17 protein-coding genes are annotated in these 21,487 nt (G+C 26.0%); 5 read left to right on the top strand and 12 right to left on the bottom strand.

The features are described from left to right. Positions 1-175 precede the first annotated feature (175 nt). Genes parC through AACK97_RS02895 form a run of 3 tightly spaced genes read right to left on the bottom strand, consistent with a single transcriptional unit; the run spans position 176 to position 5,593 of the window. Positions 176-2,701, bottom strand: a complete 2,526-nt coding sequence (gene parC, locus AACK97_RS02905; protein ID WP_338968692.1) for a DNA topoisomerase IV subunit A — start codon at positions 2,699-2,701, stop codon at positions 176-178. Positions 2,702-2,719: 18 nt separating this feature from the next. Beyond that, positions 2,720-4,639: a DNA topoisomerase IV subunit B gene (gene parE / locus AACK97_RS02900; protein ID WP_338968691.1), complete on the bottom strand. Its 1,920-nt coding sequence runs from the start codon at positions 4,637-4,639 to the stop codon at positions 2,720-2,722. A 30-nt stretch (positions 4,640-4,669) separates the two neighbouring features. Continuing rightward, positions 4,670-5,593 carry an alpha/beta hydrolase gene (locus AACK97_RS02895; protein WP_338968689.1) on the bottom strand — a complete coding sequence of 308 codons (924 nt, stop codon included), beginning with the start codon at positions 5,591-5,593 and terminating at the stop codon, positions 4,670-4,672. 246 nt (positions 5,594-5,839) lie between these two features. On the opposite strand from AACK97_RS02895, the gene AACK97_RS02890 reads away from it, so the two are divergent. The 3 genes from AACK97_RS02890 to AACK97_RS02880 all read left to right on the top strand — a co-directional run bounded on the left by AACK97_RS02890 (position 5,840) and on the right by AACK97_RS02880 (position 9,121). Then, positions 5,840-6,951, top strand: a protein-coding gene (locus tag AACK97_RS02890) for an IS3 family transposase (protein WP_338966745.1) whose coding sequence is annotated in 2 segments (ribosomal slippage) — positions 5,840-6,083 and positions 6,083-6,951 — 1,113 coding nt in all. Because the reading frame shifts where the segments join, the coding sequence is not laid out codon by codon here. An 82-nt stretch (positions 6,952-7,033) separates the two neighbouring features. Continuing rightward, positions 7,034-7,729 carry a glycerol-3-phosphate 1-O-acyltransferase PlsY gene (gene plsY, locus AACK97_RS02885; protein WP_338968687.1) on the top strand — a complete coding sequence of 232 codons (696 nt, stop codon included), beginning with the start codon at positions 7,034-7,036 and terminating at the stop codon, positions 7,727-7,729. Positions 7,730-8,176: 447 nt separating this feature from the next. Then, positions 8,177-9,121, top strand: a complete 945-nt coding sequence (locus AACK97_RS02880; protein ID WP_338968685.1) for an IS30 family transposase — start codon at positions 8,177-8,179, stop codon at positions 9,119-9,121. Between the two features lie 255 nt (positions 9,122-9,376). On the opposite strand, the gene AACK97_RS02875 is transcribed toward AACK97_RS02880, so the two are convergent. From AACK97_RS02875 to AACK97_RS02865, 3 genes are all read right to left on the bottom strand, one after another. Then, positions 9,377-10,642, bottom strand: coding sequence for a hypothetical protein (locus AACK97_RS02875; RefSeq protein ID WP_338968683.1), 1,266 nt, complete (start codon positions 10,640-10,642; stop codon positions 9,377-9,379). A gap of 348 nt (positions 10,643-10,990) precedes the next feature. Beyond that, on the bottom strand, positions 10,991-11,923 hold the full coding sequence (locus AACK97_RS02870; RefSeq protein WP_422397240.1) for an IS30 family transposase: 933 nt from the start codon (positions 11,921-11,923) through the stop codon (positions 10,991-10,993). Next, the gene (locus AACK97_RS02865; protein WP_338968947.1) at positions 11,920-12,753 is read right to left on the bottom strand and encodes an IS30 family transposase; all 834 of its coding nucleotides are present in this window, start codon (positions 12,751-12,753) and stop codon (positions 11,920-11,922) included. The genes AACK97_RS02870 and AACK97_RS02865 overlap by 4 nt, the downstream gene beginning before the upstream one ends. A 103-nt stretch (positions 12,754-12,856) precedes the next feature. Here AACK97_RS02865 and AACK97_RS02860 point away from each other — a divergent pair. After that, a protein-coding gene (locus AACK97_RS02860) for an IS3 family transposase (RefSeq protein WP_338968680.1) occupies positions 12,857-13,968 on the top strand; the annotation gives its coding sequence in 2 pieces (ribosomal slippage) (positions 12,857-13,100 and positions 13,100-13,968; 1,113 coding nt in all). Here AACK97_RS02860 and AACK97_RS02855 read toward each other — a convergent pair. Next, positions 13,930-14,079 (bottom strand): hypothetical protein, encoded by a 150-nt coding sequence (locus AACK97_RS02855; RefSeq protein WP_338968679.1) that lies wholly within the window; start codon positions 14,077-14,079, stop codon positions 13,930-13,932. The genes AACK97_RS02860 and AACK97_RS02855 overlap by 39 nt on opposite strands. Positions 14,080-14,516: 437 nt before the next feature. Between AACK97_RS02855 and AACK97_RS02850 the strand changes: the two genes are divergently transcribed. Further along, positions 14,517-15,461, top strand: a complete 945-nt coding sequence (locus AACK97_RS02850) for an IS30 family transposase (protein WP_338968677.1) — start codon at positions 14,517-14,519, stop codon at positions 15,459-15,461. Between the two features lie 100 nt (positions 15,462-15,561). Here the strand turns inward: AACK97_RS02850 and AACK97_RS02845 are convergent, their stop codons facing one another. The 5 genes from AACK97_RS02845 to obgE form a co-directional block, all read right to left on the bottom strand. After that, positions 15,562-15,942: a hypothetical protein gene (locus tag AACK97_RS02845; protein WP_338968675.1), complete on the bottom strand. Its 381-nt coding sequence runs from the start codon at positions 15,940-15,942 to the stop codon at positions 15,562-15,564. Between the two features lie 66 nt (positions 15,943-16,008). After that, positions 16,009-17,646, bottom strand: a complete 1,638-nt coding sequence (locus AACK97_RS02840; protein WP_338968674.1) for an APC family permease — start codon at positions 17,644-17,646, stop codon at positions 16,009-16,011. A 168-nt stretch (positions 17,647-17,814) separates the two neighbouring features. Further along, positions 17,815-19,344, bottom strand: coding sequence for a hypothetical protein (locus AACK97_RS02835; RefSeq protein WP_338968673.1), 1,530 nt, complete (start codon positions 19,342-19,344; stop codon positions 17,815-17,817). A 95-nt stretch (positions 19,345-19,439) separates the two neighbouring features. Next, positions 19,440-20,192 (bottom strand): NAD(+) synthase, encoded by a 753-nt coding sequence (gene nadE / locus AACK97_RS02830; protein WP_338968671.1) that lies wholly within the window; start codon positions 20,190-20,192, stop codon positions 19,440-19,442. An 18-nt stretch (positions 20,193-20,210) separates the two neighbouring features. Then, the gene (obgE, locus tag AACK97_RS02825; RefSeq protein WP_338968669.1) at positions 20,211-21,482 is read right to left on the bottom strand and encodes a GTPase ObgE; all 1,272 of its coding nucleotides are present in this window, start codon (positions 21,480-21,482) and stop codon (positions 20,211-20,213) included. Positions 21,483-21,487: the final 5 nt, after the last annotated feature.

Here is a 21,487-nt window from a genome sequence, read left to right as displayed (position 1 = left end):
CGACCATGAAATCTTTTGCAATTTTATTTACTTGCACTTACAAGTATAATTCAGCATAAAGCATAAATACCTTTTTTATTTAAATCATTAGAACTGTGTGACTTTTCTACTAATCATTCATATAGTTTTATTTTTTCTAAAAAACTTTTTTGAATCATAAGTTTCCTTTCATTTATTAATCATTTAAAATATCGTCCATTGATAATGATATTTGATCATTAGCATTAGATATTTTTTTATCCTTTTTTAAAGAAGAAATTAATGATGCTGATTGTAAATTATGCTTTCTTAAATCATAATAACGGTCATCTTGAATTCATTCTACATTAACATCCTCTAAAAAATAACTAACACTTTCTAATAAACGACCATAATGAACTTTATTAATGGCAAAATTTTCAATCGTATTATTTTTAGTTAAAATGTGAACTTTACTATTATTAGGAATTACAAACGATGTAATTACATAGGGAATAATAGTTTTAGTTATTTTAAAAGAATGAACCCCTTTCGCTGGACGATGTAGTAAAGGAATATTATTAATTTTAATTTTTTTAACCCCCGCTGTAGTAAAAGAAACATAACTATCATGCTCATCATTAACAACATTTAATGATACAACTTTATCATCATCTTTTAAATTAATCGCTTTAACACCTTTAGCTTTGGCACTAATAATTGCAATATCATTTTCATCATATCTAACAACAAAACCTTTTTTAGTTGTTAAAATAACTTGTTTTTTGCCATTACTTAAATCAAAACCAACAACCTCATCATTGGGTTGTAAATTAATCCCTTTTAAAGCTTTAGATATTCTTGTTGCTTTAAAATCACTAATAACAGTTCTTTTAATAAATCCTAACTTAGTTGCTAAAATAACAAATTGGTCTTGAATATCAAAATCATTAATTAATATCGCACCAAGAACTCTTTCGGCACCCGTCATTGTTGAAAAGTTATTAACATGCTGTCCGATATCCTTTCAACGACTTTCTTTTACTTTATGTAAAGGAACAATACAATAATTACCTTGACTAGTAAACAGTAATAAAGTACTTAATGAAGTAGTTGATAATGAAGCAACATTAATATCTAAAGGTTTTCGGCCATAATCTTTCATATCTTGTTTAGCAACTACTTTTTCATTAATAACTTTAATATAACCATCACGCGATATCGTAACAAAAATATTTTCTTCATTAATTATTTCTGTTTTTTCAATAATAATTTCTTCCACCATATTCTCAATAACTGTTTTTCGTGGCGAATTAAATTCTTGCGAAATAGTTTGTAATTGTTGAATAATCAAAGCTTTTTGTTTTTCTTTTTTCTTAATAATTTCTTGTCAAGTTCTAATTTCTTTTTGTAAAGATTTTTCCTCTTCTTTTAAAGCATTAACATCAGTTGATGTTAAACGATACAATCGTAACGAAACAATAGCTTCTGATTGTAATTCCGTAAAATGATAAGTTTTAATTAAATTTTTCTTAGCATTAGCCTTATCAGTTGATTTACGAATCGTAGCAATAACCTTATCCAAAATTGTTGTAACTTTAATTAAACCACTAACAATTTCTAAACGAACAATCGCTTTTTCTAAATCGTATTTAGTTCTTTTTTGAACAATATCAAATTGATGTTTTAAATAAGCATCTAATAAGTTTAATATCCCCGCACAAATTGGTTTGTTATCTTCAAGAACAACCATATTAAGATTATAAGATACTTGTAAATTACTATGTTTTAATAAATATTTCCGAATTGTCTCGGCATCAGCATCCTGTTGTAAATTAATTTCAATATGAACTCCTGACATATCACTTAAATCAATAATATCCTTAATACCACTAAGTTTTTGTTCTTCTTTAATATCCGCAATTCGCGTTACTAAATCACTTTTAACAACTTCATAAGGTAACTCCTTAATAACTCATTTTCGATGACGCGGTGTCCCTTGTAATTCCATTTTACTACGAATAATAATCTTACCACGACCAGTTTTATAAGCATTTAATATTCCATCCCGTCCTTGAATAATACCACCCGTAGGTAAATCAGGCCCTTTAATAATTTTCATAATTTCTTTTAATGAACATTCAGGATTATTAAGACGATAAACTAAGGCAACAATTAATTCCGATAAGTTGTGAGGCGGAATATTGGTTGCATAACCAGCAGCAATACCCATACAACCATTTAAAAGCAAATTAGGAAAGTACGCTGGTAATACTGTCGGTTCAGTTTCTGAATCATCAAAGTTAGGGGTCCAACCAACAGTTTTTTTATCTAAGTCTTGTAATAAATACTTAGAAATTGCATTTAAACGCGTTTCGGTATATCGCATTGCCGCTGCTGAATCACCATCAATGGAACCAAAATTACCATGACCATCAATTAGTGGTACTCTTAACTTTCAAGGTTGCGCCATTCGCACCATTGCTTCATAAATGGGAACATCACCATGCGGATGATATTTACCAATTACTTCACCAACAACCCGAACTGATTTTTTGTGAGGCCGATCAAAAAATAACCCTAAATTATTCATTGCATATAAAATTCTTCTTTGCACTGGCTTTAAGCCATCACGAACATCAGGCAATGCTCGTTCTTGAATAATATATTTCGCATATAAACCAAACCGTTCAGCAACAATTTCATCTAATTCATGAACCACACTATTTCTGTTACTTTTCATTTCATTCCTCCTTTCATTTTATGAAGCAATAACAAAATTATCTTCTAATGTAAAATTAATGTTAGCTTCAATTCATTTTTTGCGTTTATCACTATCATCACCCATTAAAGTAATAATCTTTTTTTCAGCTTTATGGCGATCACCAATAGTAACTTGCACTAGTTGTCTAGTTTCTGGATTCATTGTTGTTGTTCATAATTGATCGGCATTCATTTCTCCAAGTCCTTTATAGCGTTGAATTTCACTTTTAGTATGTTTTTCTAATTGCTTATATAAATCTTTTTGATTTCAAGCATAACTAATTTCATTAGATTTTTTGTTACTAATTTTATATAACGGTGGTAATGCTAAATAAATCTTTTGCGCAGCCATTAAAGGCTTCATATAACGATAAAAAAAAGTTAATAATAAAATTTGAATGTGAGCGCCATCAACATCAGCATCGGTCATAATAATAATTTTATCATAATTAACATCATCTAAATCAAAATGCTCACCAATGCCACCACCAATAGCATTAGTAATCATATTAATTTCAGGATTTTTTAATAATGTTGCTAAATTAGATTTTTCAGCATTAATTATCTTCCCTTTTAAAGATAAAATGGCTTGAAAACTTCGCGCTCGCCCCATTTTCGCAGTACCACCAGCCGAATCACCTTCAACAAGAAATAATTCATTTTTATTACGATTCCGGTTTTGCGCTGGCGCTAACTTGCCAATTAACATTCGGTCTTTTAAACCTTTTGATTGTCGTTGTCCTCTTGCTTGTTCGCGAGCTTTTCTTGTAGCTTCTCTTACTTCTCTAGTTTTAATAATCTTTGTTAAAATTTCATAAGCAACAGTCTTATTTTCTTGTAATCAAAAAGAAAATTGTTTAGTGACAATATTATCAACAATATTTTTAATTTCATTAGTTCCTAATTTACTTTTAGTTTGTCCTTCATATTGAATCATATTTTCAGGAATCCGTACCGAAATAACTGCTGTTAATCCTTCACGAACATCACTACCTTCAAAGTTTTTTTCTTTTTCTTTTAAAAGATTTTCTGTTCTAGCATAATCATTAATAACTTTCGTTATGGCAGTACGAAAACCAACAACATGGGTTCCCCCATCAATAGTTTTAACATTATTAGCAAAACTAATAATATTTTCACTATAAGCATTACTATATTGCATCCCCACTTCTAATTGAACATTATCCATTTCACCTTTTAAAAGCATAATTGGACTAATAATTTTTTCATCAGCGATTAAATATTTAACAAATTCTTCTAAGCCATTAGTAAAACAAAATTGTTCTTCTTTTTTACTATGTTCATCAACAACAATAATTTTTAAACCACTAATTAATAATGCTGACTCGCGAGCTCGCTCACAAATCATTGAATATGAAAACTTAAAATTATTAAATATCGTACTATCAGGGCGAAAATGAACTACAGTACCAGTTTTTACTGTTTTACCAATTAATTTTAAATGTCGTGCTAAATGACCCCCATTTTTAAAACCAATTTCGTAAATTTTTTTATCACGATAAATTGTTACATAACAAAATTCACTTAACGCATTAACAACCGATGCCCCCACACCGTGTAAACCACCTGATGTTTTATAACTATTACCATCAAATTTACCACCAGAATGTAACATTGTAAAAATAACTTCTGGTGTTGATTTTCCTTTTTTATGCATTCCCGTAGGAATCCCCCGACCATTGTCTGCAATAATAATTGAATCATCTTTTTTAATAGTAATCTTAATTTCATTACAATATCCAGCTAATGCTTCATCAATCGAATTATCAAAAATCTCTCATGCGAGATGATGCCACCCTTTCCTATCTTTTGACCCAATGTACATTGACGGTCGTTTACGAACACCATCTAATCCCTCAAGAACTTGAATTGAAGATTCATCATAGGTATTTAGCATTTTAATTCACCCCTTTATTGTTGTTAATTATTATTTACTATTATACTTATTAATAAAATTTAAAATATCTTGATATACTTGTTCTTTACCAATTTCATTTAAAATTTCATGACGCATTCCTGAATATAATAAAATGCTTGTTTTTTTAAAACCATATTGACGATATTTTCTTGCAGTTTTTTCAACATCTTTACCAAAATTACCAACCGGATCACTCATTCCCCCAATAAAAAATATTGGTAAAGTTTTCCGAGTTTTAATAATATTTTTCTTTTTCATAATATACAATAAACCTGTAAACATATCTTTAAAAGCACTAGCAGTAAATATTTGTCCCGTTAAGGGATCATTTCTAAATTTTTCTTGAATATTTTTATCACGAGTTAGTCAAGCTAAATCATTATCTTTTTCTTTAATTTTCTTACTAAATTTTTTATAAGTTAAATTATTAATAAAATTACTAGGAGAATGTAATGGTTGTCGTTTTTGTAAATATTTAGCAATAAATTTACCAGTTCATAATTGCATTTTTGATTTTCAAGTTGTGGCACAAATAACTAATGATTCAATAGTATAAGAGTATAATGTTGCATAATGTCGCGCTAAAAATGAACCCATTGATTGCCCTAACATTGTAATTCCTAATTTGGGATAATTATGAACAATATAATCATTCACTACTTTTAAATCTAATACCAGCTTATCTCAACCATCCTTAACACTAAAAAATCCTAAGTGGTCTTTATCAGTAACCGTTTTTCCATGTCCCCGAAGATCATTACCAATAACGATTCAACCATTAGCATTTAAATACTTAGCAAATTCATCATAACGAAAAGCATATTCACTTGACCCATGCACTAATTGCATAACCCCTTTAGGTTTAATGACTTGATCTCATATATATAAATGAAGTTCATTATTATCAAACGATAAAATTTTTAATTCTTGCATTTTTTCCATCTTCCTTTTCTAAAATTACTACTTTAAGTACAAAACTTAATTTCTATAATGTTACTTTGAATATCTGATGACTAAAACTATTATAAGAATTATGCCATATATAATGATTATATTATAAATTAAGCAATAAATTTTAAATTAAACAATAATATAATAAAATTACCTTTGGATAGGCTACAATAAGTTGGACCATAATTATATAGACTTCAAAATTATTAAGAAAGAAGGAATATAAAAATGGGAAATAAAACCTCATACTCTGAAGAATTTAAAAAACAAATTGTAATGCTATACAAAAATGACAAAAGTGTTATTAATTTAGGGAAAGAATATAATTTACCAAAACCAACTATTTATAGTTGAATTAAAAATTATAATAATTCTGGGTCATTTAAAGCAAAAGATAATCGCACTGTCGAAGAAAATGAATTAATTTACTTGCGAAAAGAAAACCAACAATTACGGATGGAAAATGACATTTTAAAGCAAGCAGCACTGATAATCGGGAAAAAATAACAATAATTAATAACAACAAAAATAAATATTCAGTGAGGAAAATATGTAAGATTTTAGGTTTACTAAAATCAACATATTATTATCAAACTAATAAATGCACCAAGTTTGATGTTAATAATTATGAACAAGAAGTTATCAGTGCATTTAATAAAAGTCGCAAGATTTATGGTGCTCGTAAAATTAAAGCTGTTTTAATAAGAAAAAATATCATTTTATCACGACGAAAAATCCGATTCATTATGATCAAAAATAATTTGGTTTCTAAATACACCAAGTTAAAATATTGTAATCATAAAAAAACAGTTAATAATGACGAAATTAATAATGTTTTAAATCGTCAATTTAATGACAAAAAACCAAATGAAGTTGTTGTTAGTGATTTAACATATGTTCAAGTTGGCACTAAATGACATTATATTTGTTTATTAATTGACTTGTTTAATCGCGAAGTAATTGGCTATAGTGCTGGGCCAAATAAAACTGCTGAATTAGTTCAACAAGCTTTTCACAAGATAACACGACCATTAAATAAAATAACTTTATTTCATACTGATCGTGGTAATGAGTTTAAAAATAAAATTATTGATGAAATTTTAATAACCTTTAAAATTAAAAGATCATTAAGCTCCAAAGGATGCCCATATGATAATGCTGTTGCTGAAGCAACTTACAAAACCTTTAAAACCGAATTTATTAACGGTAAAAAATTTGCAAACTTAACACAACTAAAATGCGAACTATTTGATTTTGTTAATTGATATAACAATATTCGAATTCATGGCAGTTTAAATTATTTAACTCCCGTTGAATTTAGAAAATACCAGTCTACATAAAAAGTGTCCTAAAAAGGGTTGCCAATCCACTTATAATAGTAATATAATATTAAATAATTAATATTAGAAAAGAGATGATTATATGAGTACTGCATCAATCATTATGACAACCTTGGGATGTGTTATTGGTTATTTAGTTGGTTCACTATCACCAGCAATTCTTATTAGTAAATATTATTTTAAAACTGATGTCCGTAACCATTATTCCAAAAATGCCGGTGCTACTAATACTGCCAGAATTATGGGAACCAAATTTGGTTTAATTATTCTTATTTTAGATGGTTTAAAAATTGGTCTTGTTTTAGCAATTGTAAAATTACTATCACTAATTAATTCACCAAGCTTTACTCTTAATGAAAGCTCAGTTTATATTAGTGCTGTTTTTGCTGTTTTCGGACATTGCTTGCCAATTTATCATAAATTTAAAGGTGGTAAAGGTGTTGGACCCTTTTTAGGCTTTACACTTTTTCTTAATCCAATTTATTTCATTATTGCAACTATTGTATGATGAACAATATTTCTAACTATTCGCATTGTTTCTATTGCGTCATTAATATGTGCTATATCTATTTTTTGTTGCTCTTGAATTACGCAAATAAACAATTTGCCTGTAAATATGTGAATTAATCACTCCGAGTTATTTTTTTCATACTTATTGCCTAATTATTGAACGCAATTAATTGTTGGTTTGATTGTTTTAATTGTTATTTTACGACACTATCAAAATATTTATCGAATTTTTACTGGACAAGAAAAACAATTTAGTAATAAAAAATAACACAAAAAATGCTCTGCTAAAATTTATTGGCAGAGCATTTTTTTATTTTTTAAGATTAAAACATAAAAATTTGTTAGTTTCACACTCTTTATTGAAGTTATTTTTTATCATTCTTATTCAAATGATTTAAATCCTCATTTTTGTTTTATTAATAAAGTAAAGTAAAAAGGTTTAAACTTTGTAAAGTTTAAACCTTAATCATTTTTTTATTGCAGAACACATTCCCAAACTGCTATAGTTTCTAAAAATATTTAAAAACTGACTATTTTTCAATGCTAATAGGTAAGTCATCCTAAGTTATTTTATTTATTAGTTATGCATTACTCTAATAAATAAATAGTATTAACTTATTTTTTAATTAACCTGAAATGTAAAATTAAAAAGGACACTTATATAAAAAACAAATTGTGTTAATTCTATAATTAAGAAAAGAAAGGAATTAGCACAATGTATAAGTATCTGACTATTGAATCAATAATAGCAATAAAAGAATATAAAAGTTATGGATTTTCTATTCGTAAAATAGCAAAAGCAATTGATTATAGTAAATCAACTGTACACAGAGTTTGTAAATTATTAAATCAAAACTTATTACTATTAGAAATATTGAATCAAGTTCAAAAAAATAAACAAAATGCAGGTAGAAAATTAATAATTTTAACTTTAACAGAAATTAATACTATCAATCATTTGTTAATTACTAAAAATTATGCTCTTGATATAATTGCTGATTTTTTAAAGAAAAATAAAATAAAAAATATTTCAACAAAAACTTTATATAACATGTTTAAAACAAATCGAATGGGTTTTGATGAAAAAAATTTATTGAGAAAAGGCAAAAATAAACCTCATAAACAAAAAGAAACTAGGGGCAGAATTAATAATTGTAAATCTATTCATGAAAGAAATTTAATCATTCCAAATATTAAAAATATACAAGAATTTGGCCATTTAGAGGGAGATACTATCGTTGGTAAAGATCATAAAAGTTCTATTATTACTTTAGCTGATCTATGATCAAAAACCACAATTCCTTTGAAAACTAAAAATCATAAAGCAGAAAGTATTACACAAAGTATAATAAAATTTATTTCAAAATTAATACCAGGAACAATTAAAACTATTACTTTTGATCGTGGTAAAGAATTTAGTAAATGAAAATTAATTGAAAAAAATTGTAATGTTAAAATTTATTTTGCAGATGCCGGAAAACCTTGTCAAAGAGGTTTAAATGAGAACAATAATGGTATTTTAAGAAGATATTTACCAAAATCTACTGATTTATCTTCATATAAACAAAAAGACTTAAATTCTATAGCATTTCAAATTAATTCTACACCCAGAAAATCATTATCTTATAAAAGGCCAATAGATTTAATACAATTATTTTAAAAAACTGTCCCATTTATATTTACAATTCAGGTAATTGCAAAAGCAAATTTTTATTCATAGTCTATTATCCCTTCTATGTTAATTTACGCCTTATTAAAAAATAATAATTAATTTAATAGCAAACTACTAATTTAATAAATTTATTTTCTATATTGCTAATATTCATTTTAATAAGACATTAATATACCAATATTTTACCATTACTAACATTGATTACAAGAAAAATAAATGCTTAAATAGCATTTATTTTAGGTTCTAAGGAATAACGATATATTTAATCTCTTTTTCGTTACTTATTATACGACTACCTTCTAGTTTTCATCTAACATTTATTTTTCTTATTTCTCCTGACTTAGTAGGAGTTTCCGTATTAAATACACTTGTTGTCACCGCTACTAATTCTCAATGAATTGCATAATCATAATTATCTTTCATTATTTGATTTTCCATCGCATTATTAACTAAGTTTTTAAAATCAGCAAGATTTTTTTCTTCTTTACTTTCAAACTTATCCAGATGCGTTACTTTTAAGGTAAAGACAATATCATTTTTTTCAACAATATCTATTATTTGTTCTCATCCCATTTTCGGATTAAAAATTTGAATATTTCGTAGTGTAATCTTACCAGTTTGAGTTTGATTATTACCATCTTTTAACATAATTGTCAAAATATTATCTTTAACACCCGATAGTGGTTCTTCTTTTTCATTTGCATTACCTTCTTTATCAACAATGATTTTTTTATTAATATCAATAATTTCTGTCACCGTTACATCATTTGCCAAGTTTTCTAATTTTTTATTAATATATCCTATTATTCGTTCGTTTTTATGTTGAGTAGTAAGTTCCTTATTAATATCTAAAATTTTAATATATTTAAGGGCTGCATCCAATGCTGATAATTCAACATTAGAAACAGTAATATTAACAATTTTTGTTGCTTCTTCTTCAGCAATTTTAAAAGTAATGGGAATTACATTATTAGCATCTGACATCTTAATATTTTCACTATCTGGCGATAAACTAATAATAAACTTATATTTATCATTTGCGATATGAGAATTTTTCTTAATTAATTCTAATGCATCTTTATATTTTTGATAACTATTTAAACTTGAACCATCAATCGTTTGCCCTTCTAAATCACTAAATAATTCATTTAATCGCATTTGTAATTCTGAACTTACATTTAATAATTTAGCATTAATTAAAATATTTTGGGTTCCCAACATAACTTCAATTTTAACAATAACACTGTCGTCAGTAAAAACAAGCTTTTCTTCTCGTTGGGAACGATCTGCTAAACTAACCCTAGCTAATGATTGTTGTTTTTTAATATAACTAGAAAGATAGTCTAAGCCTTTAACATAAGCATCGCGAACGCTTAAATTACTAGCATCAATACCCGCTTCTAAATGATTCTTAATTTCTTCTAAACTATACGTATAATCATTTTGCTCATCTAACGATTCACTACTACTAGACCAACAAATAATAGGTAAAACTGGTGATATGATCAATGTTAAAGTACATAATTTTTTAAGTAATTTATTCATTAATTTATTCCTCCTTTTATAAATATAAATATAGTGAAAATAAGGATTACTTATCATTTATTTAATGATTATTAATGACATTAATATTAATTTGTATAATTGCTTATTGTATGCCAAATTGTAAAGTTAAGTGCAACTAAATTATTTTTCTAACCAAATATTCGATTGGCGAAAGATAATTTAGTATTTTTCTTGGTCTTTGGTTTAAAGACAATATAAATTTATGAACTGCATTTTTAGTAGTGTTTGAAAAATTAAATTTTTTAGGAAATTTTTCTCTACCTGAATTGTAAATATAAATGGGACAGTTTTTTAAAATAATTGTATTAAATCTATTGGTCTTTTATAAGATAATGATTTTCTGGGTGTAAAATTAATTTGAAATGCTATAGAATTTAAGTCTTTTTGTTTATATGAAGATAAATCAGTAGATTTTGGTAAATATCTTCTTAAAATACCATTATTGTTCTCATTTAAACCTCTTTGACAAGGTTTGCCGGCATCTGCAAAATAAATTTTAACATTACAATTTTTTTCAATTAATTTTCATTTACTAAATTCTTTACCACGATCAAAAGTAATAGTTTTAATTGTTCCTGGTATTAATTTTGAAATAAATTTTATTATACTTTGTGTAATACTTTCTGCTTTATGATTTTTAGTTTTCAAAGGAATTGTGATTTTTGATCATATATCAGCTAAAGTAATAATAGAACTTTTATGATCTTTACCAACGATAGTATCTCCCTCTAAATGGCCAAATTCTTGTATATTTTTAATATTTGGAATGATTAAATTTCTTTCATGAATAGATTTACAATTATTAATTCTGCCCCTAGTTTCTTTTTGTTTATGAGGTTTATTTTTGCCTTTTCTCAATAAATTTTTTTCATCAAAACCCATTCGATTTGTTTTAAACATGTTATATAAAGTTTTTGTTGAAATATTTTTTATTTTATTTTTCTTTAAAAAATCAGCAATTATATCAAGAGCATAATTTTTAGTAATTAACAAATGATTGATAGTATTAATTTCTGTTAAAGTTAAAATTATTAATTTTCTACCTGCATTTTGTTTATTTTTTTGAACTTGATTCAATATTTCTAATGGTAATAAGTTTTGATTTAATAATTTACAAACTCTGTGTACAGTTGATTTACTATAATCAATTGCTTTTGCTATTTTACGAATAGAAAATCCATAACTTTTATATTCTTGCCAAATTGTAAAGTTAAGTGCAACTAAATTATTTTTCTAACCAAATATTCGATTGGCGAAAGATAATTTAGTATTTTTCTTGGTCTTTGGTTTAAAGACAATATAAATTTATGAACTGCATTTTTAGTAGTGTTTGAAAAATTAAATTTTTTAGGAAATTTTTCTCTAATTAAACCATTAGTATTTTCATTAGTACCTCTTTGTCAAGGTGAATATGCATCAGCAAAATAAATTTTCACATTTAAATTTTTTTCAAGTTGTTGTCAATTAGCAAATTCTTTACCCCTATCAAATGTTATAGTCTTAACAAGATTATTTGGAAGAATTGATAAATAATGACTAATATTTTTGTTAATAACTTTAGTAGTTCTATTTTCAACTAATATTGCTAAAGTAAATCTTGATGTTCTTTCAACTAAAGTTATTAAACATGATTTACTTTTACCTCGTGATGATACTACAGTATCACCTTCTCAATGGCCAAGAGTTATGCGATTATTAACATTTCGTTCTTTAATGGATTTACCATTAAATTTACCCCAATTTTCTTGAGATTTTCGTTTCTTACCTTTTCTTCTTAAATTTTTACTAGTAACCTTTTCAAGTAATCCAGAATAAATTCAATTGTAAATTGTTTTAAAACTAATAATTCATTCTTGATGAAAATTTTTAATTCTGCCATAAATTTGTTCAGGCGATCAACCTAATAATAATTTTTGTTGTACATATTTTACTAATTCTCTATTTTTAAATTTATGAAAATAAACATGTAATTGTTTTCTATTTTCTGCTTTATTTTGTGCAATTAATGAAAAATAATGATTATTATCTTTATTTCTATTAACTTCTCGATTAATAGTACTAATACTTCGATTAAGATTTTTAGCTATGGATAGGCTACAATAAGTTGGACCATAATTATATAGACTTCAAAATTATTAAGAAAGAAGGAATATAAAAATGGGAAATAAAACCTCATACTCTGAAGAATTTAAAAAACAAATTGTAATGCTATACAAAAATGACAAAAGTGTTATTAATTTAGGGAAAGAATATAATTTACCAAAACCAACTATTTATAGTTGAATTAAAAATTATAATAATTCTGGGTCATTTAAAGCAAAAGATAATCGCACTGTCGAAGAAAATGAATTAATTTACTTGCGAAAAGAAAACCAACAATTACGAATGGAAAATGACATTTTAAAGCAAGCAGCACTGATAATCGGGAAAAAATAACAATAATTAATAACAACAAAAATAAATATTCAGTGAGGAAAATATGTAAGATTTTAGGTTTACTAAAATCAACATATTATTATCAAACTAATAAATGCACCAAGTTTGATGTTAATAATTATGAACAAGAAGTTATCAGTGCATTTAATAAAAGTCGCAAGATTTATGGTGCTCGTAAAATTAAAGCTGTTTTAATAAGAAAAAATATCATTTTATCACGACGAAAAATCCGATTCATTATGATCAAAAATAATTTGGTTTCTAAATACACCAAGTTAAAATATTGTAATCATAAAAAAACAGTTAATAATGACGAAATTAATAATGTTTTAAATCATCAATTTAATGACAAAAAACCAAATGAAGTTGTTGTTAGTGATTTAACATATGTTCAAGTTGGCACTAAATGACATTATATTTGTTTATTAATTGACTTGTTTAATCGCGAAGTAATTGGCTATAGTGCTGGACCAAATAAAACTGCTGAATTAGTTCAACAAGCTTTTCACAAGATAACACGACCATTAAATAAAATAACTTTATTTCATACTGATCGTGGTAATGAGTTTAAAAATAAAATTATTGATGAAATTTTAATAACCTTTAAAATTAAAAGATCATTAAGCTCCAAAGGATGCCCATATGATAATGCTGTTGTTGAAGCAACTTACAAAACCTTTAAAACCGAATTTATTAACGGTAAAAAATTTGCAAACTTAACACAACTAAAATGCGAACTATTTGATTTTGTTAATTGATATAACAATATTCGAATTCATGGCAGTTTAAATTATTTAACTCCCGTTGAATTTAGAAAATACCAGTCTACATAAAAAGTGTCCTAAAAAGGGTTGCCAATCCACTATTTCACTAATTTTTACTTTAAATTTCAATTGATTCTCAATATAAATTCTTTCATCTATGCCAAGATGTTTGTATCCCATATAAAAACTCCTTAAATTTACTTTTTCTAAAATAAACTTAGCATCATGAAATTTTTATATGAAATCTTTTGCAATTTTATTTACTTGCACTTACAAGTATAATTCAGCTCTTTTATTGCTATTATTGATTCAATAGTCAGATACTTATACATTGTGCTAATTCCTTTCTTTTCTTAATTATAGAATTAACACAATTTGTTTTTTATATAAGTGTCCTTTTTAATTTTACATTTCAGGTAAATCATATTAATTGAATTTATGTACCAATTTTAGAAAATATTAATATTTTATCTAAATTTATTTTGTAATATTATACAAAATTTAAAAATGCTGAATTATACTTGTAAGTGCAAGTAAATAAAATTGCAAAAGATTTCATATAAAAATTTCATGATGCTAAGTTTATTTTAGAAAAAGTAAATTTAAGGAGTTTTTATATGGGATACAAACATCTTGGCATAGATGAAAGAATTTATATTGAGAATCAATTGAAATTTAAAGTAAAAATTAGTGAAATAGCTAAAAATCTTAATCGAAGTATTAGTACTATTAATCGAGAAGTTAATAGAAATAAAGATAATAATCATTATTTTTCATTAATTGCACAAAATAAAGCAGAAAATAGAAAACAATTACATGTTTATTTTCATAAATTTAAAAATAGAGAATTAGTAAAATATGTACAACAAAAATTATTATTAGGTTGATCGCCTGAACAAATTTATGGCAGAATTAAAAATTTTCATCAAGAATGAATTATTAGTTTTAAAACAATTTACAATTGAATTTATTCTGGATTACTTGAAAAGGTTACTAGTAAAAATTTAAGAAGAAAAGGTAAGAAACGAAAATCTCAAGAAAATCGGGGTAAATTTAATGGTAAATCCATTAAAGAACGAAATGTTAATAATCGCATAACTCTTGGCCATTGAGAAGGTGATACTGTAGTATCATCACGAGGTAAAAGTAAATCATGTTTAATAACTTTAGTTGAAAGAACATCAAGATTTACTTTAGCAATATTAGTTGAAAATAGAACTACTAAAGTTATTAACAAAAATATTAGTCATTATTTATCAATTCTTCCAAATAATCTTGTTAAGACTATAACATTTGATAGGGGTAAAGAATTTGCTAATTGACAACAACTTGAAAAAAATTTAAATGTGAAAATTTATTTTGCTGATGCATATTCACCTTGACAAAGAGGTACTAATGAAAATACTAATAGTTTAATTAGAGAAAAATTTCCTAAAAAATTTAATTTTTCAAACACTACTAAAAATGCAGTTCATAAATTTATATTGTCTTTAAACCAAAGACCAAGAAAAATACTAAATTATCTTTCGCCAATCGAATATTTGGTTAGAAAAATAATTTAGTTGCACTTAACTTTACAATTTGGCAAATAAAAATTTAATGAGATAAATTTTTCAATTAAAAAAGTGAAGCCAAAGCTTCACTTATAAAAAAATAAGAATTTTATTTTTTTGTTTTAAATGATGTTAATGTTCATAAGACTGAACCTACTGCTAAAAACGCATAAGGTGCTGCTCCAAAATAAGTTCATATTGATTTATAATCAACATCAATAAGACTACCAATAAGAATAATGATTGATAGGGTTGCTATTAAAGCACCTCAAACTAATGATCAAATTCCCACTTTAACAGAAAAAGGAATCAATATATATACTAACCCTAAAAATAATAATAACGGTCACGAAATTTTTAAACCATACATCACACCAGCATTTTCATCTTTACTAATTGCAATCGCAACTGCAAAAACCATAATTCAAATAGCGCCAATCATCATTAATATTTTAGGAATTATTAGTCCTGTTGGATTTATTTTTGCCATATATAATACATCCCCTTTAACTAAGATATATTATACTATTTTCAAATAGTCTAATGCAATACTATTTTATAATTCTGTAATTTCATCACCAAATTCAGAATCATTACCAGTCTCATTAGGAGTAATTTGTCCCAGAGAAACATAAATTTCTGGCATATTATTATCATTAGAAAAATTATTTGTCGTCCCATTATCACTTGTTGATTGTCCAAGTTCTGATGCATTACCAGCTTCATTATCATTTTCTAATTCATTATCTTTCATAAATAATCCTAATCAAGGCAAAGCAAGAATTAATAGTAAAAAGAAAATTTGTAAAATTGCTCCTACTTTATTTTCAGAGGTTACTAATAAAGCAAAGTAAGAATAAACATTATATCCTAATATTAAAGTAATACATAATATGGAAATAATCGCTGCCGGAATAAAATATCAAGCATTAAGCGTTTTAATTTTTTTACGATAACGATTTAATAAACCATAAAAAATAATTACACCATATAACATAAATGCCATCACAACACCAGCATTACTAATAAAATCAAAGAAATTATAATTATCATCAGTAACTATCGTTGGTAGTGCCATAATTACAATTCAAACTGCAAATAATACTCCCATCACCATTAATGTTGCTGTTTTAATACCAAAACGATTAATAACTTTTTGTCATATTTTATCGTTACCAACAACAAAACCATCATCTAATGATGACCTTGTTAACTTTGTCATTGAAAAACAATAACCATTTAAAGTGCCAAAAGCACTAATAAGAATAAAAATAAAAATTAAGCGCGTACAAACAGCATTAACTGTTGGATTATTAAATATTTTCCCCGCAGCAATAGCAATGCTACCACTAGGGTCTAAATTTAATGTTGAAATTGAAGTTAAAACATAAATAAAAGTAATTCCTGTTAAACCAAAAACTAAGGCTAAAGGAATATTTTTACTAGAATTCCGAACATCTTTTTGAATATAAGTTGTTGATAAAAAACCATCAAAGGCAAAAAGAATTCCTGGTAACGCCATTAATAGCATTTCAAAATGACCTTTATTTTTAACAATTTCATATTTTTTTGGATCACCTAATCCAGTTTCTAAAAAAGCACCTGCTCCTGCATTAACAACAATTAATCCAGCAATACCAATAAAAATTAATGGTATTAATTTTAAAACAACGGTAATCATTTGTACTCATTTACTAATTGATTCATTATAAATGCAACAAACAATAACAAATAAAGTATATAAAACTGCAAAAATACTTAATAATAATTCATACACATTAGAACCACCTAAGACATTTGCTAAACGCATTTCCGCATCTTGACCGCCACCAATTGCTCAAACAGAAGCCTTACTAGTATAATAAGCTACTGTAAAAGCAGTTAATGGCAAATAAATATTATTCATTGCGTTACGAACAACACGACCAAATTTACTACCAGCAAACATTTTTGCATATAAAGCAATTCCCGAATTACTATCTTGTTTTGCCGATGAAATTTCCATAAATGATAAACCAAAAGAAATTGCTACAACACCACCAATAATTCAAGCAATGATTCCTAAAATTCCATTACCATTAACAAAGCCGTAAACACCTTCATTTTTAAAGAAAATCCCAGTTCCAATTACTGTCCCTACAACCATACAGAGGCACATAAATAAACCATATTTTCTTGCGACATTTTGACTCATATATTTTTTCCCTTCTAAATTATTAATTTTATTTAATTTTTTTATTTTCATAGTATTATATATATTTATTATAACAATAATAAATATAAATATTAAAACAATTTTACAATTATAAAATTGTTTTAAAAAATAAAACGGTAACTACCGTTTTATTTACTAAATATGTATTTAATTAAGTTGTTCAAAATTAAATATTTTCATTCCTATTAATTTTTTCTCGTTACTATAAGAAAACTTTCAACTAAATTTAAATTCTTGCTTTTCTATCGTTATATTATAAAATACTAACCCTGCACTCGGATCATAAACAATTTCTGCTTTTGTATCCTGAATATAACTTAATTTATTAACAAAATCAGCAATATAATCACCATCTTCTTCTCAAATACTTTTATTATCAATAATGTTTTGCAAAGCATTATCTTGAAATCATTTATTACCAAGAATTTTAGTTAAATAATCTAAAATAGTTTCTTTTTCAATACTAGTTTTATCATTAATATTAGCACCCATTATCTTAATAAGTTTTTTAAGAAAATCCACTTTACTAATAGCAGTTTTGTCTTCTAATAAAGTTATAAAATCATCATACACTTTAGGTAATTTTAAAAGCAATTGATCAATTATTGCGATAAAATCATTATCAAGCTCATCACCATTCAAATTTTGATAAAAATTATTGAACTCTTTTTCACCAACAACACCTTGTAAAGCCATAAATATAGAATTAAATGGTAAACTTGAATCAGATATTAATTTTATTAAAAAATCGACTTTTTTCTTATTAACTCCAAAAATATTTTTAAAAATATTCTTGATATTTTGTAAAGTAAACGGTTGGTCTTTATTATCTAATAAACCTTGATATGGTTTTGCTTTTAAATCATTAATTATTTCTTCATTAAAACCATTTTCTAATTTTTCAGCAAAATTAATCATAAAAGTTATTAATATTGGCACATAAGTAATTATTGTTTTTATTAAAATCGCAATATCTTTAATTTCTATTGATTTATTCTGAATTTTTAAAAATTTACTAAGAATATTATCTTCTATAATTTTATTATGTTTTATATCCGCAAAAATTTCACCAAATGTTTTTTTATCAGTAATGAATTTTTTATTAGTATCAATACCACTCTTAATAGCAACAACGATATCTTGATATTGTGTTGTTAGAATTGCTTTAATATCTGGAATATGAATAGCAATTTGCTCACTATTTAATAAACCTAATAACTGTTCTAATAATTTTTCCATAAAATTCTTAATTTCAAAATCATTATTTTTAATAAACTCTTGTAAAACTGCTTTTATTTTTTCTAAAATATTAAAACCAGCAACTTCTAAAGTTTTAGGTACTTGATAGTCCGGTTTTGAAAAATTATGATGTTCTTTTGTTAATACTAAATTTTTAATTGTATCATCAACAAAGTAGTCATTTAAATCTTTAAAATTATTTTGTAACGCCCTTTTTAAAATCTCATTTGGATTTCATTGTTTAGTTCGTGCCAAAATTAGCGACTTAGCAATTAATTTTGATTTATTAACATCTAAAGTACTAACATTAATCCCATTTGTGGTAATAATGTAATCATTAGCATTATTACTACAAGCTATTGCTGGTAATAATGGCCCACTAATAATTGTTATTGTCGCCATTAACTTTAATAACTTTTGCATATTCATTAATTTCATATATTTCACCTCATCGAAATGTAAATTTAGTCAATATTTTTTAATTTACATTTTTTTCAGTATAGCACATATTATTTTTATTTACTAATATTTGACTAATTTTTAAAAATAAATTTTTTAGGAATAATTGCTGATTTTCGCTTATGTTCAGTATTTTTGTGCATCATCTTAATTTTATTAACAATATTATTATTATCTAACAATTTCTCTTGACCGTTTAAAAAGTTATCTAACTCAGCATAAGTTATTCCCATCTCTTTTTCATCAGTTTGCCCTGCTCATAAACCTGCTGATGGAGACTGATTAATAATTTCTTGCGGAATATTTAATAACTTAGCAGCCGTATTTATTTGACTTTTTAATAAATGAATTAATGGTAAAATATCACAAGCACTATCACCATGTTTAGTAAAATAACCTGTATATCATTCATCAAAATTACTAGTGCCGACAACTAAATATTCATTTGCTTGTGCTAAGGCATATAAAGAAGTCATTCGGAGACGAGGTTTACAATTAACTAATGCTTTTTGTTGCAATGATGATAAACCATCGTGTCAATTAAAGTTATTTTGTAATTCATTATAAGCTGACTCTAAATTAATAATTTGTAATTTTAAATCTAATGTCGCTACTAATTTTTTTACTAAAATTTCATCATTACTTGATGAATAGCAAGGCATAAAAACAGCTAAATGGTTATCTGGCATTGCTTTTTTAATCAAAGCAACAGTAACGGCTGAATCAATACCACCAGATACACCAACAATTAATCCTTTAGCATTAGCTAATTTTACTTGTTCTTGTAATCATTGAACTAAATAATCTAAATATTTCTGTAATTCCATTAATTAATATCCTTTCACTTAAAAATTTTCGTCAAGTCATTGCAACTCATAATCAAAAATTTTAATTGTATCCCCTTTTTGAATGCCTTTTTTAACGAGAATTTTAAAAACTCCTAAATCTCGTAACTTCTGATTAAATAATAATAAATTATCATGTGTTGTTAATGGAAATTTGTGATAAATGCGATGCACACTAGCACCAATTACTTTTCAATGACCATTTCCTAAATTTTCAACAATGACTTCTTCGTTTGTTGGTGTAAAACGATAGATTGTTGGTGCCATTTCTTGCTTTAATTCTGGTATTTTTTTAATAGTTTGCAATTGCCTATGAATAATATGAACTAATGATTCAATTCCTTCTCTAGTTCAAGCAGAAATTGAGTAAACTTTTTGTTTAATTTGCTTACTAAAAAGTTCTAAATTACGAGAAGCATCAACTTGATCCATTTTACTAGCAACAACTATTTGTTGCTTATTTTCTAATTGTAAATTATAATCTTTAAGTTCTTTTTGAATCACTGAATAATTATCATAAGCATTGGGTAAACTAATATCAATAAGATGAACTAATAACCGGCATCGTTCAATATGCCGTAAAAATTCATATCCTAAACCTTTTCCTAAACTAGCACCTGCAATTAATCCTGGTAAATCAGCAACTACAAAAGAAAAGTTTTGATGTTTAACTACACCTAATTGCGGGGTTAAAGTTGTAAAAGGAAAATCACCAATTTGTGGTTTAGCGTGAGAAATAGTTCCTAATAAAGTAGACTTCCCAGCATTAGGCATACCAACAATCCCGACATCTGCTAATAATTTTAATTCACAAGTAATTTCTTTTTCATCGTCTAAATCACCACGAGTAAATATTGTCGGAGCACGATTTCTGGAATTAGCAAACCGACTATTTCCTTTACCTCCACGACCACCATTCGCAACAATAACTTCTTGTTTGTTAGTAACAATATCACCAATTTCTTCTTTATTTAAAGCATCATAAATAATAGTACCTAAGGGAACACTAATATAAGTATTTTTAGCATTTTTACCGTGCATATTTTTATGTTGCCCATTTTCACCATCAACACCTTTAATTTCTTTTTGATAGTTTAATTCTAATAATGTATTTATTCCTTCATCGCCAATAAAAATAATGTTACCACCATTACCGCCATCACCACCAGCCGGCCCACCTTTTGGAACATATAATTCACGACGAAAAGCAACAGCACCATCACCACCTTTGCCAGCTTTAACTTTAATTGTAATCTTATCAATAAATTTCATTCATA

Origin of the sequence: Spiroplasma endosymbiont of Lonchoptera lutea, assembly GCF_964019715.1 — a bacterium.
In the GTDB taxonomy this organism is placed as follows: domain Bacteria; phylum Bacillota_I; class Bacilli_A; order Mycoplasmatales; family Nriv7; genus Nriv7.
The sequence above is the reverse complement of the archived record's forward strand: the minus strand, read 5'-3'. Positions and strand labels throughout refer to the sequence as shown.